Source organism: Domibacillus sp. DTU_2020_1001157_1_SI_ALB_TIR_016 (assembly GCF_032341995.1).
Classification (GTDB): domain Bacteria; phylum Bacillota; class Bacilli; order Bacillales; family Domibacillaceae; genus Domibacillus; species Domibacillus indicus_A.
Map to the genome: position 1 here is coordinate 167,328 of NZ_CP135439.1, position 15,709 is coordinate 183,036.

18 protein-coding genes are annotated in these 15,709 nt (G+C 46.7%); 10 read left to right on the plus strand and 8 right to left on the minus strand.

Annotated elements, in window-relative coordinates; translation table 11 throughout:
* Positions 1-10: 10 nt before the first annotated feature.
* Positions 11-2,110: an assimilatory nitrate reductase catalytic subunit NasC gene (gene nasC, locus RRU94_RS08840; protein ID WP_315693758.1), complete on the plus strand. Its 2,100-nt coding sequence runs from the start codon at positions 11-13 to the stop codon at positions 2,108-2,110.
* Between the two features lie 461 nt (positions 2,111-2,571).
* Here nasC and RRU94_RS08845 read toward each other — a convergent pair whose 3' ends face one another.
* The gene (locus RRU94_RS08845; protein WP_315693759.1) at positions 2,572-3,147 is read right to left on the minus strand and encodes a molybdenum cofactor guanylyltransferase; all 576 of its coding nucleotides are present in this window, start codon (positions 3,145-3,147) and stop codon (positions 2,572-2,574) included.
* Positions 3,148-3,189: 42 nt separating this feature from the next.
* On the opposite strand from RRU94_RS08845, the gene mobB reads away from it, so the two are divergent.
* The gene (gene mobB, locus RRU94_RS08850) at positions 3,190-3,684 is read left to right on the plus strand and encodes a molybdopterin-guanine dinucleotide biosynthesis protein B (protein WP_315693760.1); all 495 of its coding nucleotides are present in this window, start codon (positions 3,190-3,192) and stop codon (positions 3,682-3,684) included.
* A gap of 11 nt (positions 3,685-3,695) precedes the next feature.
* Here mobB and RRU94_RS08855 read toward each other — a convergent pair whose 3' ends face one another.
* Positions 3,696-4,691, minus strand: a complete 996-nt coding sequence (locus RRU94_RS08855) for a TolB-like translocation protein (RefSeq protein WP_315693761.1) — start codon at positions 4,689-4,691, stop codon at positions 3,696-3,698.
* Positions 4,692-4,774: 83 nt separating this feature from the next.
* Positions 4,775-5,320: a hypothetical protein gene (locus RRU94_RS08860; protein ID WP_315693763.1), complete on the minus strand. Its 546-nt coding sequence runs from the start codon at positions 5,318-5,320 to the stop codon at positions 4,775-4,777.
* 149 nt (positions 5,321-5,469) lie between these two features.
* Here RRU94_RS08860 and RRU94_RS08865 point away from each other — a divergent pair, with 149 nt between their 5' ends.
* Complete coding sequence (locus tag RRU94_RS08865; protein ID WP_315693764.1) at positions 5,470-5,940, plus strand: COG4315 family predicted lipoprotein; 471 nt, start codon at positions 5,470-5,472, stop codon at positions 5,938-5,940.
* A 14-nt stretch (positions 5,941-5,954) separates the two neighbouring features.
* Here RRU94_RS08865 and RRU94_RS08870 read toward each other — a convergent pair whose 3' ends face one another.
* Genes RRU94_RS08870 through RRU94_RS08880 form a run of 3 tightly spaced genes read right to left on the minus strand, consistent with a single transcriptional unit; the run spans position 5,955 to position 7,953 of the window.
* On the minus strand, positions 5,955-6,395 hold the full coding sequence (locus RRU94_RS08870; protein ID WP_315693766.1) for an EAL domain-containing protein: 441 nt from the start codon (positions 6,393-6,395) through the stop codon (positions 5,955-5,957).
* A complete protein-coding gene (locus RRU94_RS08875; protein ID WP_315693768.1) occupies positions 6,331-7,605 on the minus strand; it encodes a sensor domain-containing protein in 1,275 nt (424 codons plus the stop codon). Before RRU94_RS08875 ends, RRU94_RS08870 begins: the two co-directional genes overlap by 65 nt.
* A gap of 39 nt (positions 7,606-7,644) precedes the next feature.
* Positions 7,645-7,953, minus strand: a complete 309-nt coding sequence (locus RRU94_RS08880) for a PAS domain-containing protein (RefSeq protein ID WP_315693770.1) — start codon at positions 7,951-7,953, stop codon at positions 7,645-7,647.
* Between the two features lie 179 nt (positions 7,954-8,132).
* Here RRU94_RS08880 and RRU94_RS08885 point away from each other — a divergent pair, with 179 nt between their 5' ends.
* The 3 genes from RRU94_RS08885 (at position 8,133) to RRU94_RS08895 (ending at position 9,949) form a co-directional block, all read left to right on the plus strand.
* The gene (locus tag RRU94_RS08885; RefSeq protein WP_315693772.1) at positions 8,133-8,402 is read left to right on the plus strand and encodes a hypothetical protein; all 270 of its coding nucleotides are present in this window, start codon (positions 8,133-8,135) and stop codon (positions 8,400-8,402) included.
* A gap of 72 nt (positions 8,403-8,474) precedes the next feature.
* Positions 8,475-9,398: a ribokinase gene (gene rbsK / locus RRU94_RS08890; protein ID WP_315693774.1), complete on the plus strand. Its 924-nt coding sequence runs from the start codon at positions 8,475-8,477 to the stop codon at positions 9,396-9,398.
* A 29-nt stretch (positions 9,399-9,427) separates the two neighbouring features.
* On the plus strand, positions 9,428-9,949 hold the full coding sequence (locus tag RRU94_RS08895; protein WP_315693775.1) for a PTS sugar transporter subunit IIA: 522 nt from the start codon (positions 9,428-9,430) through the stop codon (positions 9,947-9,949).
* 354 nt (positions 9,950-10,303) lie between these two features.
* Here the strand turns inward: RRU94_RS08895 and RRU94_RS08900 are convergent, their stop codons facing one another.
* On the minus strand, positions 10,304-11,290 hold the full coding sequence (locus RRU94_RS08900) for an agmatinase family protein (protein WP_315693776.1): 987 nt from the start codon (positions 11,288-11,290) through the stop codon (positions 10,304-10,306).
* A gap of 108 nt (positions 11,291-11,398) precedes the next feature.
* Here RRU94_RS08900 and RRU94_RS08905 point away from each other — a divergent pair, with 108 nt between their 5' ends.
* The 3 genes from RRU94_RS08905 (at position 11,399) to RRU94_RS08915 (ending at position 13,649) form a co-directional block, all read left to right on the plus strand.
* On the plus strand, positions 11,399-11,533 hold the full coding sequence (locus RRU94_RS08905) for a chromate transporter (RefSeq protein ID WP_315693777.1): 135 nt from the start codon (positions 11,399-11,401) through the stop codon (positions 11,531-11,533).
* 162 nt (positions 11,534-11,695) lie between these two features.
* The gene (locus RRU94_RS08910; protein WP_315693778.1) at positions 11,696-12,754 is read left to right on the plus strand and encodes an LLM class flavin-dependent oxidoreductase; all 1,059 of its coding nucleotides are present in this window, start codon (positions 11,696-11,698) and stop codon (positions 12,752-12,754) included.
* Between the two features lie 16 nt (positions 12,755-12,770).
* Positions 12,771-13,649, plus strand: coding sequence for an aldose 1-epimerase family protein (locus RRU94_RS08915; RefSeq protein ID WP_315693779.1), 879 nt, complete (start codon positions 12,771-12,773; stop codon positions 13,647-13,649).
* A 230-nt stretch (positions 13,650-13,879) separates the two neighbouring features.
* Here RRU94_RS08915 and tlp read toward each other — a convergent pair whose 3' ends face one another.
* Positions 13,880-14,110 (minus strand): small acid-soluble spore protein Tlp, encoded by a 231-nt coding sequence (tlp, locus tag RRU94_RS08920; protein ID WP_315693780.1) that lies wholly within the window; start codon positions 14,108-14,110, stop codon positions 13,880-13,882.
* A gap of 186 nt (positions 14,111-14,296) precedes the next feature.
* Here tlp and RRU94_RS08925 point away from each other — a divergent pair, with 186 nt between their 5' ends.
* A complete protein-coding gene (locus RRU94_RS08925; RefSeq protein ID WP_242232567.1) occupies positions 14,297-15,688 on the plus strand; it encodes an L-cystine transporter in 1,392 nt (463 codons plus the stop codon).
* The last annotated feature ends 21 nt before the right edge of the window (positions 15,689-15,709 follow it).

Genomic DNA, 15,709 nt, shown 5'->3' on the forward strand with positions numbered 1-15,709 from the left:
AGGTGAAAAAATGGAAACAGCCGTAAAAACAGTGATGGAAACACAGTGCCCTTTTTGCAGTGTTCAATGTAAAATGACGGTTACAGAAACAGAAGAGCAGGGACATACAACCTATCATGTGGCGCCCAAGCAAAATGCAGCCTCAGAGGGCCGTCTTTGTATTAAAGGAATGAACGCTTATCAGCATGCGCTGACCGGCGAGAGAATCACGGAACCTTTAATGAAAAAAAACGGTGAATTTGTACCCGTTTCATGGGAGGAAGCGTACAAGCAAATTGCCGAGCGGTTTACCGCTCTGCAGCATCAATTTAACCGGGATACGATCGGGGTGTATGGAGGCGGCTCGCTTACAAATGAAACGTCCTATACACTCGGTAAGTTTGCGCGTGTGGCCCTGCAGACAAAGTACATTGATTACAATGGACGGTTTTGCATGTCTGCGGCTGCAGCGGCCGGCAATCAAGCATTTGGCATTGACCGGGGATTAACAAATCCGCTTTCGGAAGTAAGAGAATCAGACTGTTTAATTCTCGCAGGAACCAACATTGCCGAATGCCAGCCGACACTGATGCCGTACTTTAGAGATGCAAAAGAAAATGGCGCTTTTATCATTGTAATCGACCCGCGCAGCACGGCTACAGCAGAGATGGCCGATATGCATCTGAAAGTCAAGCCGGGTACAGATGCAGCGCTTGCCAATGGACTGCTGAAAGTGATTATAGATAACGGGTATATCGACAAAGTATTTCTGGCGGCACGCACTACAGGATTTGAGGAAGTAAAAGCACATATCGATTCATGTAAAATCGAAGAGATCGCCGCCTTAACAGGTGTGCCCCAAGAAGATATCGAACGAGCAGGGCGGAAATTTGGGCAGGCGGCATCGGGAATGATTTTAACTGCCCGTGGTGTAGAGCAGCAAACAGACGGATCTCTGGCTGTACGTAATTTTATCAATCTATTGCTTGCCACAGGTAAAATCGGCAAGAGAGGAAGCGGCTACGGAGCAGTTACAGGCCAGGCGAACGGACAGGGCGGACGCGAGCATGGCCAAAAAGCAGACCAGCTGCCCGGATACCGGTCGATTGAAAATGAAGAGCATCGCGCGTACATCGCGAAAATATGGGGCGTTGACGCGGAGAGTCTTCCAGGTAAAGGTGTATCTGCATACGAAATGATGGAAAAAGTACATGCGCAGGAAATCCGGGGGCTGTTTTTAATGGGGTCTAACCCGATCGTTTCCAACCCCAATGCAAACTTCGTAGAAGAAGGTCTGCGGAAGCTGGATTTTCTTGTTGTGGCCGATATGCTTTTTTCGGAGACGGCCCAGCTGGCTGATGTTATTTTGCCTACGGCGGCTTACTTGGAAAATACCGGAACGTTAACGAATCTGGAAGGCCGCGTGTTGCTTCGGGAAGCAGCTCGGCCGGCACCGGGTCTTGCAAAGCAGGATTGGGAGATTTTATCTGATATTGCTGCTTCTCTAGGAAAAGCCGCTCATTTTTCGTATACAGATGCCGAAGGGATTTTTGAAGAGCTTCGCCTGGCAAGCAAGGGCGGCATTGCGGATTATTACGGAATTACGTACGACCGGCTTCGAAAAGAAGAAGGGGTTTATTGGCCTTGTCCTTCCCCGGAGCATCCAGGTGAGGCTCGTTTGTTCGAAGCATCGTTTCCTCGTCCGGATGGGAGAGCCGCCATGGTGCCGGTGCCGAATGAGTTTCCGAAAGAACAGGCGGGAGGAGACTATCCCCTTTATTTAACGACCGGCCGGGTGCTGGGGCACTATTTAACGGGTGTGCAGACACATCAAAGCCCGACGCTTGAAGCCCAACAGTTTGAATCCTTCGTGGAGATTCACCCGAAAACAGCAAGGCGTTTGAAGATAAAAGATGATTCGCTTGTAAAGGTGCGGTCCCGCCGGGGGGAAGTCGTTGTTCGCAGCAAGCTGACCGCATCCATTCGTGAGGATACAATTTTCATGCCGATGCACTGGGACGGCATTCAAAACGTCAATAAACTGACCAGTGAAGCCTTGGACCCGGCCTGTAAAATGCCCGGCTTCAAAGTTTGTGCCGCAATGGTAACGCCCTTGTCCGCCCAGTATTAAAGGACGCTTGTCTGTACATCAAAGCACTTACATCGCGCGAGTGCTTTCAGACTGTAGACAAATGATATGGATGACCGTGCACATGAATGGGATAGCTCGGCGGCATCCAGGCAGCTCCGCTTTCCATGAGGCAGGCGCTGAGCCCGACTTCGCCTGGCGGCTCCACCGGTCACAGCTGCCCCGCTAGTCCCACAGGAGTCTGCGCCGCCCTCCCGCCGCCAAGTGGCTTGCGACAAGATTGTACAGAGCTAATAAGGTTGTACCTTTCTGTTTAAAAAAGAGAAATTTCTATTCGGTCTTTGCTTATTGATTTTCCACACCACTTAGTGAAGCCTGCCGGACGAAGACTCCCGCACTGCCCTAAGGGGCGCGAAGTCCGGCCGGCTTCACTTTTCGGCTCTTTTTAAAAGCGAAAGACTTTGTCTACACACTGAAAGCACTCACGTTGCGTGAGTGCTTTTTTAGTTGCTTTTGTTATGTTTTTGGAAGTCAAGCTGTGTGTTAATGTTGATAAAGGATGGTTCGTTCTCAAACGAAACGGTCTTGAATGGAATCTTGTGTAACAGCGCCATTAAACTTCTTCTTCCTTCACCGAGCGCTTCGTTCATATAAGGAAGGCAGCGTCTATGGTAAAGAGCGAGAAGCGGCTGCAGTTTTTCTCCTTCTGCCGGCACAACCGCGTTATAATCGGGGTGGCAGTGCAGGAGCAGCTGATCAATAAAAGCTTCTCTTACAAATGGGATATCGGCAGAAAGCACAAAAAACCACTCCGGTTCCCCAAATTGTGAGATGGCGTGATGCAGGGCAAAAAGTGGTCCTTGATGAGGAGTGGGCTCCACGATCAACTCAACGCCGGATAAATCAAACCTATCAGCAAGAAAGCGGTTTGTCGAAAGAATAATAGGATGCAGCCCGTTGGCGCTAAGGACGTCTACGCTATGCTGGTAAAACGGCTTTTCTTTATACTGTTCAAACATTTTAGGGCGGCCGTATCGTGATGACTGGCCGCCGGCAAGTACAATGCCGGCTGTTTTCATCTTTATCACTCCTGGAGCTATTATAACGCGGAGGTTGTTGTCATGGAAAATGTATTTCAAGTAGTGGGTTATCAAAACAGCGGCAAAACAACACTGATGGCAAAACTAATACAAGCGGCCGCAAAGCAGGGAGCGCGCGTTGCAGCGATTAAGCACCACGGGCACGGGGGCGCACCGGACGGGCAAAAAGACAGCGACAGACACCGGCAGGCCGGCGCCGTTCTGGCTGGTGTAGAAGGAGACGGGATTTTGCAGGTATCCATTACGCGGGATCAGTGGGCGCTTGAGGATATCCTCGCTTTGTACCGTTCTCTTTCAGTGGACTGCATCTTTGTGGAAGGATACAAACAGGAAGCATACCCAAAAGCAGTTTTAATTCGCACACCGGAGGACTTGCCGCTTTTAAAGCTTCAAAATATTCAATGTGCGATCAGCTGGATTGATCTGCCCCAAACGGATGTTGCTTATCCTGTGTTCCAGCTTGAGGAGGAACCACAGTATACGGCATTTATTCTTCAAAAAGCCGGACTTTTATAAAAAGCCGGCTTTTACTCAGGTAACGCGATCTCCTGCTTGTTTGAGCCGTCACGATCCATTTTAAATAAATGATAATCCGCTTCTCCATTTCCAAAGTTAGGATCTGTCATAAAGTAAATGGTTTTGCCGGAAGGATGAAAAACAGGAGATCCCGCGTACGTGCCAAAAGATGTCAGCGCCTGTCTTTGTTTCATCTGATTGTTGTAGCGGAACAGCTCATATTCAAAAATACCGGTGGTTTCTTCGTTTGCTACAGCCTGATAAGCCATATCGCCGTTTTGTTCATGGAAAGCATAACCGGTCACTTCAAGGTGTGTTGCAGGCTTTGTATATGGCTTCAGGACGGATTTTCCATCAAGTGAAACTGTGTAAACAGATGCTTTGCCTTGAAACATGTCTACGGATTCATCCTGCATCAGTATAAAAGCCGATGTTCCGTCTGAACGGACATGAAGGCTGCTCATGCTGTATGAGTTCAATGCAGTCAGCCGTTTTTTCGTTCTGTCAGCCAAGTTGTACCGAAAAATGTCCAAATTGGCTCTTTCACTGGCTAAGCCAATATAGTAAAGGCTGGTTCCATCTTTGGAGAACTGGAGACTTGAAGCAGCCTGGTTTCCTTCCAGTAAAAGTTCTCTTCTGCCGCTGGAAAGATTCAGTATATACACCTCGGTTCTAATGTTCCCCGTTTCAATCACATCGCCTTCACGAATGGAAATAAATGCAACAGCTGACCCGTCGGGTGACACGTCTATATCCGTGATCAGCCGGTCGGCTGGCAAGCTTGTGATTTCCTCGTCTTTTTGGGTGTTTTCTGAAAAGCTTCGCAAGGAAGGAATACCGTTTATATGTTTCACATAAAATATATTTTCAGCAGGTGAAAGATCAAACACATCCGTCAAGCCGTTCTGTTTCTCGTCATCTGTTTTTTGAAAAGCCACGCCAGCCGAAATTAAGGCAGCCCATGCTGTGAAAAAAACACCTAACACCCATCCTGTTTTTCTTTTCAATCCATCGCCTTCTTTCTGGGGGAATAGCCGGGAAACAAAAGCGGTCATTGAGCTGGACATGAAATACAGCCAACGGAAAGCCATCAGCCAATCCGTGAACCTTTCTTTTTTTCCCAAGCAGACAGCCGTATTTTATAAAGCACAGCCCAGAGCAGAAAAGGAATAAGAAACAAGACAAGGATAATGGAAGGACCTGCCATGATCCAAAAGCTGAATGCAACAAAAAGTGTGACCGCGCCGACCAAAAGCCCTGCTGTAATATAAAAAGCATGGATTCGCTTTAATTCCTTTTCCTTTCTTCCAGCTACATTCAACCGATATAAAAGAAAAACGCCAAACCCAATAAAGATCCAAACGAGGATTGACAGGGCAAGCCTGCTGAAATGGTCTAAAAAAAGCAAAGAAAACCACCCATAAAGAAACAAAATGATCTGCATAATCAGTAAAGCATTCACCCGTTTTCTCCTTGGACTTGTCAGCAGAAAGGAAGCAGCACTTAAAAATGAAAGTGTCATCCAATAAAAAAGAGCTTCACCATTCCATAGGAGAATAGCTGTATACAGAACAGCTGTTAAAAGTGCAGAGGACAAGCCAAAGAAAACCGTCGTTTTCACAGGGAAGGCATTCATACGTACCCCTTTCACCAATCCTTATATTTCCATAAATAAGTATATATCCACATGTTTCCTTATGCAAATTCTTACAAATGTTCTATTTAAAGCAGAGAATAAAGTACTTCTTTTCGGGATATCCTCTTGTTAAAAAGGAGATGGATGAAATGTGGAAATGGATTATTGCGGTTACTCTGCTGGCAGGCTGTATGGCAGATGAAGAACCAGAAGAAATGTCAGCACCCATGAATGAAGCGCAGGACGCTGCTCAAAACCCAACAGGTCAGCTTCGTGTTATGAAGAAAGAAGAAACGGGCCAGTACCTGGCAGATTCGGCCGGTATGACACTTTACTTTTCCATAGAGGATAAAGAAGGAGTTTCTACTTGCACGAATCATTGTCTGGAAGAATGGCCGCCTTTTTATCTTGGATCAAGTAAAGTGCCGGAAGGGTTCAGTTCGAGTGATTTTGGCGAGATTACACGTGAGGATACAGGGAAAAAGCAGTCCACGTACAAAGGATACCCGCTTTATTACTTTTCACGTGACCAGGTGGCGGGACAGACAAACGGATACAGTGCAGACGACAAATGGTATACGGTCAATAACGCGATCGACCGTATGGCGCAGGCTAATTAAAAAACGGCTGTCCTTTAACAATGGGGCAGCCGTTTTTCTATTTCTTCAGGAGAAAGCGGCTTTGCATACAAATAGCCCTGTGCCTCGGTACAATTAAGTGCCAGCAGCAGCTCCGCCTGCTCATTTGATTCTACGCCTTCCGCAATCACTTTTAAATTTAAATTTTGCGCCAGATCGATGATGGCTTTTACGATCGCCTGGCGATTCTCGGTTAAATCCCGGACGAAAGACTGGTCAATTTTCAGCTTTGTAATAGGAAAGCGGCTTAAATAGCTGAGTGAACTGTAGCCGGTGCCAAAATCATCAATACTCACCTGAATGCCGATGCTGCGCAGCCGGTCTAAAATCTGCAGGGCGTGAGCTACATCAGCCGTCATGCTCTCCGTAATTTCAATTGTCAGCCACTCGGGTGAAAGGCCGGTTTGCTCTAAAAATCCGCTCAACTTGTTCAGCAAAATCTAACTGCATAAACTGCCGAAGCGACACGTTCACACTCACACAAATAGGCGGGAGGCCTGCTTCCTGCCATGCTTTGTTTTGGGCGCAGGCGGTTTCCATCACCCATGTGCCGATCGGAAGAATTAAGCCTGTTTCTTCTGCGAGTGGAATAAATTCTGCTGGAGAAACTGGCCCAATTTTAGGATGATTCCAGCGAATCAGCGCTTCAACACCGTTGATTTGATTGGTTCTTATGTCGATCTGGGGCTGGTAATGCACATGAAAAAGTTTTTCTTCAAGGGCCCGATGCATTTCCCGCTCAAGCATCATTTTGTTGCTCATATCGCGATGCAGATCGTTTGTAAAAAACCTGTAGGTGTTTTTGCCGCTTTCTTTGGCGAAATACATGGCAGCATCCGCAGTGCGAATCAGTGTTTCTGCGTCCAGCCCATCCTCAGGAAACATGCTGATACCGATGCTTGTGCTGATGAAAATATCCAGATTTTCAATCAGAAAACAGTGACTTAGCTCTTCTTGTATTCGTTCGGCAATGCGCTGGGCCGATTCACGTGAAATCGCTGGAAGCAAAATCGCATATTCATCACCGCCAAGCCGGGCAGCTACTTTGCTGAGTAAAAGATCTCCCGTATTGTGGCCTAAAGTATCGTTTACATTTTTAAATCGGTCCAAATCAAGAAACATGAGGGCGAAAGACTGATTATATCGGGACGAAGAGGAAAGAGCTTCATCCAGTTTTTTTTGAAACTGACGCCGGTTGGCAAGCCCCGTTAAATCATCATAATGAGCCATTTTTTGTACTTGTCTTTCTGTTTCTTTCCGCTCGGTAATATCGGTGGCCGTGCCGATTACTTCTGTGACTTCTTCACCTTCAAAAAGAGGAGAAAGATGAACGAGAAGAGAGAAATGAAGTATATTTACCTCGAAATTAACTTGTTCACCGGTAAAAGCGCGCTCCACATAACCGGATATGTATGTAGATGCTTGTTTTGAAACGATATCTTTAAGCTGGCTTTTGTCGGCCCGATCAGCTGCAAGCCCCATTTTCTCTAACAGCTTTCCTTCAAGCATCGTCAACACAATCTGCCCGTCTTCATTTTTTCTATACTTGAATACAGCATTTTGCAAATGTCTGGCTGTCATTTGAAATTCGTTTTTTAATGCTTGTTTTAAAGCGGCTTCTGCTTGAATTTTATCGGTAATATCCACATCAATCGAAAGAAAGTTTGCAAGGCGTCCATTTTCATCCTAGATCGGTACAACCGTTGCATGAATGCTGTAAATAGACTCATCCTTTGCACGGTTATGCAATTCACTCTGCCAAACTTGTCCCCGCTCTAACATATGCCACATCTCATCAAAATAATCGTCCGGATGCAGACCTGAGTCAAATAAGGAATGCTTTTGGCCAATAATTTCTTCCTGCTCGTATTTACAAAGCGTGCAAAAACGGTCATTCACATACAAAATAATGCTGTCTCGACCGGTAACGGAAATGGAAAAGTGCTGGTCTAGAGCCCGGACGATTGACGAAAAATCATGCAAATGGTTTAACAATGGACTCCAATCCTTTCACTCGCTACTTTTTGTAGGTCTATTGTACCTATCAGTTCCATTTTTTTTAATGATCTTGTCGGTCCCTCTTTGATCTTAATCTTGTTTTTATCAGTGAAATCTTTATTTTTTGGACTGAAATGGGTATAGAGCACATAATATATAAAATCGGAGGGATTTACATGAGATGGAAATATTGGAAGGTGGTTTTACGCTATGGTCATGTAGGCAAGCGAAATGAGGTTAGTGTAGCACGATATTTATTAACAGAAGCTCACTATACACCGGTGCTGGTTATGGATCAGGCTGCTCATATGCCGGGTGTGAAGCATAATGGGGTTGCGTCTGTGAAAGAAATTAGCCGGGATACATTTTTAGAGGGGAAAAGAAGGGAACAGGAGAACTTTTTTCTTCAAAAAATGAAAGCGTTCCATAAAGAGCTTCCAGCTTAAACAAGTGGTCTCGTCTGCCTCCTTGTGGCATTTGAGGCCGCTTTCTTTTATGCTTACATAGAGGTGAATAAAATGGGGCGAGTAACCGTAGTAGGCAGTTACGTAACAGATGTCATGATCCGGACGCCGCATCTGCCGGCACCGGGGGAAACCGTTCTGGGAGGTCCTTTTCAAATCGGTCCTGGCGGCAAGGGGGGCAATCAAGCAACAGCAGCGGCGAGAAGCGGGTCAAATGTGATGTTTGTAACCAAAATTGGCACAGACATCTTTGGACAGGAAGCGGTCCAGCACTTCGAGCGGGAAGGGCTTGATATTCGGTTTATCCAGAGAAGCGAAAAAGAAGCAACAGGAACGGCTCTTATTTCCGTTGATGACGCAGGGGAAAATAATATTGTCATCGCACCGGGCGCATGTGGAGCGATGAGCGGTGCAGATGTAGAAAGGGCAGAAGAAGCAATCGAACGGGCGGATCTTTTGGTGCTTCAGCTTGAAATTCATTTTGAGGCGATTGGGGCGGCCATTCAAAAAGCCGCCCGCTGCGGTGTGCCCATTCTATTAAATCCTGCTCCCTATACGGCTTTTCCAATGGAGTGGCTTCAGCATGTTACATACGTAACACCAAATGAAACAGAAGCCCGCGGTTTAACGGGAATTGCTGTAGAAGATGAAGCATCCGCCCAGCGCGCAGCCGATATCCTGCATGAAAAAGGCGCCAGCGTGGTCATGATTACCATGGGCAAAAAAGGGGTGTTTTTATCGCAGGGAACGGGTAAAGGCCGGCAAATGGAAGGGTTTTCGGTTAAAGCGGTCGATACAACTGGCGCAGGCGACGCTTTTAACGGCGGATTTGCGCATGCCATCACCAGCGGTATGAATATCGAAGAAGCCGTTCAATTTGGACAGGCTGCTGCGGCTCTTTCTGTTACGAAAGCAGGCACTGCTGTGTCTATGCCATCTAGTAAAGAAATAAAAGCGTTTTTAAAGACGGTGTTTTAGGGAATACAAACAAAAAAGGAGGGTTCTGTATGGGTTTTTTAAGCAAGCTTTTTGGCGGTAAAGAAGAAGGCAATACAGCACAAAATACGGGTGAAATCATTCTTGTCTCTCCGATGAGCGGGGATGTGATCAGTTTGGAAGAAGTACCAGACCCGGTATTCTCACAAAAAATGATGGGTGACGGCATAGCGGTGAATCCATCGGAAGGAAAAGTAGTGGCGCCGGCTGACGCAAAAGTACTGAATGTGTTTCCGACAAAGCATGCAATTGGCCTGGAAACAGCAGGAGGCCTCGAGCTTCTTATTCATGTTGGGCTTGATACGGTTAACATGAAAGGTGAAGGGTTCGATGTAAAAGTGTCGGAAGGAGACCAAGTAAAGAAGGGGGATGTGCTGCTTACATACAGCCTGGAACTCGTTCGTGAAAAAGCAGCGAGCACCATCACCCCGCTGATCATCTCCAATGGAGATCTTGTAAAGCAAATGGAAAAGCATGAACATGTAAAAGCCGTCGCCGGCGAAACGCCTGTGATGACGGTCAAGATAAAATAAAAAGGAAGCCCTTGTATATGGGGCTTCCTTTTTGCATGCATGCAGTCTAAGCATTTAAAAGGAGCAGACCGCGTCATGAGCAAGCCAGTGCCTTTAAAAATGAGTGCGGCCAGCATAATAAAATAAACAATGGCTAAAGCAGAAATGAAGATCAAAGCACGAAGAAAACCATTAACAATGGGCGCAGAGACACCGATCATTGTAGAAAGAATGACGAATAACATAAACGCATATTTTAAGTAAAGTGAGTGGTATCGCTAAAAATGGATTTTGCACGGACAAAGGAGCGTAAAAGCATCATTGCTGTGCAGACAGCCAAAGAAAGCGTCTGCCTCCGAGCCCAAACTGATTTATTTAAGCCTGGCCTTGAGCGTTTTCGCCAACAGCGCCATCTCCCTCAGATTGCTGCTTGTTTAAAATGTGGCCGGCGAGCGCATATAACACAATAGTTGAAGACAAATGAGCAGAAAGCTGTGAAGGGTCTTGCTGTGGGTATACTTCTACAAAATCCATGCCGGCAATGCCCTGTTTGGCAATTTCATGAACAAGCGTTAACAATTCATAGGATGTCAGCCCGTTTCCATCAACCGGACCGCCTGGATTAAACGCATAATCCAGAACATCGCTGCAAATGCTCAAATAAACACAGTCCACTTCTCTAGATGCAAGCTCATGCAGACGGCGTGCCAGTGCCCTTAAGTCTGGATGCTCCCGAATATCGTTAATCGTAATGGTGAGGGCCCCTGCATCGCGGGCATTCCGGCCGCTTTCAGGCTTGTTGCGGGGACCGTGAATACCGGTATGAATGATGCTTTCGTTTCGTACACCTTCCTGTTCATACAGCCGCATAAACGGACTGCACCGTGCATATGGATCGCCTTCATGAGACGGCAGGTTATCATAATGGGCGTCTAAATGAATAATGCCTACTTTTTTTCCTTGATTCGTCAGGGACCGTACAATTGGAAATGTGACGCCATGATCACCGCCAAGCCCGATTAAAAACTTGCCGCTTTTCCATAGCGGATCGGTAAACTGCGTGATCCGGTTCATCGTTTCTTCTACATCGGCTGGTACAACATCTACATCTCCTATATCTCCGAGCTTCACATGTTCAAACACATCTATATGATCAAGTTCAGGCAAATAGCCGCTATAGCGGCCCGAACTTAACCGCATTACTTTTGGCCCAAGTTCACACCCCGTGTAATCGCCCCATGTTACAGCGCCTTCCCACGGCACGCCGTACACAACAGCGTCAACTTCACCCAAAAGGTTTTTAGCTGTTAAATTTTGTGACCCTAAAAAACAAGGCGTATTTCCGTAAATGGTCTCACTCATCCAAACAGTCCTTTCTCCATAAGATCTGGTTTTTCTTTTCCCTAACACGGCGGAAGAAAACCGGTAATTTGGAATAAAGCAGTGGTAAAATAGAACAGGGGTGATAAGGTGAAGCAGTTATTCGATATTTTTCTAACCTTTTTTAAGCTGTCACCCATTACATTTGGCGGCGGTTACGCTTTGATTCCAGTAATTCAACGGGAAATTTTAGAAGAAACTTGCCGGCATGGCTTTTATTCATAAATACAATGCAGCGGTTAAAAAAACCGGGCAGACAGCAGGAAAAGGAGAATCTGGCTGTCTGCCCGGTTTTTTTAATGTAAAAAGACCATATCATTTCCTTGCTCAAACCGATCATGGTACTTTAAAAGGAGAGAGCTAGATGCAGCGGAAGGAAGGTTTTTTATGGAAATTGGAATCAGCACATTTGTTGAAACCACACCGGATGTGGAGACAGGCAGTGTCATCAGTCACGCTGAGCGGCTGCGCCAGGTAGTAGAGGAAATTGTGTTAGCCGATCAGGTCGGTCTTGATGTGTTTGGTGTAGGGGAACATCATCGTGAAGATTACGCGGCGTCTTCTCCGGCTGTGGTCCTGGCTGCAGCGGCACCCCAGACCCAAAAAATCCGGCTGACGAGTGCGGTGACGGTGTTGTCTTCGGCCGATCCGGTACGCGTATTTCAGGACTTTGCTACGCTTGACGCCCTGTCAAACGGACGGGCAGAAATTATGGCCGGGCGGGGGTCATTTATTGAGTCTTTTCCTTTGTTTGGATATGATTTAAAGGATTACAACGAACTATTTGATGAAAAGCTGGATCTGCTGCTGAACATTCGGAGTGCTGAAAAAGTAACGTGGCAGGGAAAACACCGGCCGGCGATTCAAAATCTCGGCATATACCCGCGCCCGGTGCAAAACCCGCTTCCAGTCTGGATCGGCAGCGGCGGCAATTCTGAATCGGTCGTTCGCGCCGGGCTTCTCGGCCTGCCGCTTGTGCTCGCCATTATCGGCGGCAGCCCGGTTCAATTTGCTCCGCTTGTAGAGCTGTATAAAAAGGCGGCGGTGCATGCCGGGCATGATCCGGCTGTTCTGCCAGTAGCGTCGCATTCGCACGGCTTTTTAGCCCAAAGCACAAAGGAGGCGGCTGATTTATTTTTCCCGTCTACACAGGCAGCGATGAATAAACTGGGCAGGGAGCGCGGATGGGGGCCATACAATCGGGCAAGCTTTGATGCCGCCCGCAGCTTTGAGGGTGCTTTGTATGTAGGAGATCCGAAAACAGTCGCCCAAAAAATCATTCATCTTCGCAAAAAAGTCGGAATTACCCGCTTTATGCTGCATGTTCCGGTTGGCACAATGCCGCATGATTTAGTAATGAATGCGATCGAACTGCTTGGCAGAGAAGTGGCGCCGGTTGTACGTGAAGAAATCGCTCAATGGGAAGCGGATGGGCAGCCGCAATAAGGAAAGGAGCCTTGAAATGATTGTTCTCGAAAATGAACTGCTGACCGTGCACATTTCTCCATCTGGAGCGGAAGTGCGGAAGGTGTTTCACAAAAAAACAGGTCTGGATTATATGTGGAGCGGAGACAGCCAGTATTGGGGACGTGTGTCACCGGTTCTGTTTCCAATTGTCGGCCGTCTGAAACGAGACCGGTATGCGCTTGATAGCAGATCTTACAGAATGCCGCAGCATGGTTTTCTGCGGGATGTGGAGTTTACCGTGCAGGATCAGGAAAAAGAGTATGCGGCTTTTTGTTTTGACCCGCTTGATTCATTTTTAGATATTTACCCGTTTCGATTTCAAGTGGTGATTTATTACACGTTAAAAGAGGACTCTTTAAATGTCCGCTGGGAAATTAAAAACGAGCATCAAGAAAAGATGTATTTCTCGATCGGGGCCCACCCAGCTTTTAACGTACCGCTTCAAGCGGAAGAAAAAGCGGAAGACTATACTTTGAATTTTACACCGGCCGCAGGCAGACAGGTAACGCAATATGAGCTGGTAAATTCAATGGCAAAGGAAAAAAAGACGGTTCAAACCATCGAGCCGATCCCCATTCAGTCCTCCTTGTTTGAACAGGACGCCTTTATATACAGCCATATTGACCGCGTTTCACTTCGCTCAAACCGGACCGGCCACGGGGTAGAAGTGGACCTGGCTGGATTTCCCTTCGTCGGCATTTGGTCCAGCTACAACAAAAAAAACGGCACGATGGCACCGTTTGTGTGTATCGAACCATGGTACGGCATCGCTGATACAGTTGATGCCAGCGGCAAGCTGGATGAAAAGCTGGGCATAAACGAGCTTGAACCAGGCGGCCGATTCGAAGCCAACTACACCATTTCATTTATATAAAAAAAACGATCTGGCTGGTCAACAGCCGGATTGTTTTTTATCGGCGAAGAAAATGAATGTTGAAATATTCTGCCGGATTTACGGATGAAACAGCAAGGCAGCTGCTGCCATAAGAACTTGTTGAAAATGATTCACCAGACCCGATTAAGGTTTTAAGGAAGATAAAAACAACCCGATTAAAAAGAGGAGCGGTCTTGCACAAGACCGCTCCTCTTTTTAACCTATTCTGTTTAGTCTTTTCTGCGTGCAGCCGCTTCGTCTTGGATTTCTTCGCGCATTCCTTCAATGCTTTCTTCGCGGCGTTCATTTTTCGCTTTGATGGCCGCCCGCTCTTTCCCGTTTGCAAAAACCATTGTTTCTTCCGCTGCCTCGATGTTTCCAATTGTGTTTTGCACCATTTCCTGAAGCTTTTGAACGTTGTCGGAACGGTTATCTGGTTTTGGACGGTTGTTGCGTGTCATGTATATTCCTCCTTTGAAGTCTCGAGCAGTACAGTCCGTAGACTGCCCTTTATTTCTTCTGTCCATTCAAAAAGAAAATATGTACAGCTATTTGATTTAAAAATTCTGACAATATTCCCGACTTGACTTATCGGAATTAAGGAGTTAAAGTAAGAATCTACATTTTAGTTATTAGGGGGCTTTTTTATGGAAAACGGGTTTATCCTTTTAAATATCATCGGCCTTCTGATTCTCGTTGCTCTTTTGTTTTTCATGCAGCGCCGCCACGTTTCGTTTTCGAAACGGGTATTTACCGGACTTGGTCTCGGTATCGTGTATGGACTTATTTTGCACTTTGCATATGGAACAGAATCAGAAACGCTGGCAAGTTCTACAGCCTGGTTTGATTTAATTGGAACAGGCTATGTACGTTTGCTTCAGATGATCGTGATGCCGCTCGTATTTATTTCAATTTTAGGAGCGTTCACAAAAATTACGATCGGAAAGAACTTTGCCAAGATGGCGACGCTTATTCTTGGTATTCTTCTTGGCACAACGGCTGTAGCAGCAGCGGTTGGAATTGCATCTGCTATCGGCTTTAACCTGGATGCATCTCAAATTGTCCAGGGAACGGCAGAAACAGAACGCGGCCAGTCTATTGCGGATCAATCGACTGAAGTGGCAGATAAACCGCTGCCGTCTCAAATTGTAGACCTGCTTCCGCAAAATCCATTTTTGGATTTTACAGGCGCGCGTCCGACTTCGACGATTGCCGTTGTCATTTTCGCTGCCTTTTTGGGCTTTGCATACTTAACGGTAGCCCGGAAAGAGCCTGAGCATGCCGCTTTACTAAAACGAGGCATTGATGCTCTTTATTCGCTCGTGATCAATGTGGTGAAGATCGTGCTCCGTTTGACGCCATATGGCATTTTGGCTATTATGGCCCGTACGGTTGCATTGTCTGACTTTGGGGCTATTTATAATCTTGGCAAGTTCGTCATCGCTTCTTATGTAGCGCTGATTGTGATGTTTATTATTCACTTGTTGATTTTGACTTTATCCGGCTTGAGCCCGGCTACTTACGTGAAAAAAGTAGGGGAAACACTCAGCTTTGCTTTTACGTCACGTTCAAGTGCAGGAACACTGCCAATGACATTAAACACGCAAACGACGCGCCTTGGCGTGCCGGAAGGAGTAGCCAATTTTGCCGGCTCATTTGGTTTGTCCATTGGACAAAATGGCTGCGCTGGTATTTACCCAGCAATGCTTGCCGTAATGATTGCTCCTTCAGCAGGCATTAACCCGCTTGATCCTGGTTTTATCGTGACGTTAATCGCGGTTGTCGTGATCAGCTCATTCGGTGTAGCAGGTGTAGGCGGCGGTGCCACATTTGCGGCTATTTTGGTTCTATCTGCGATGAACCTTCCTGTCGCGCTTGCTGGTGTGCTCATTTCAGTTGAACCGCTTATCGATATGGGACGGACAGCTCTTAACGTAAACGGCGCGATTACAGCAGGTGTCACAACTGCACGCGTAACAGGAGAGCTGGACAAAGGGATATTTAACGAAGACCTGGCTAAGCAAACAGCCGATGTATAAACAAAAGCACCTCCACAGCTG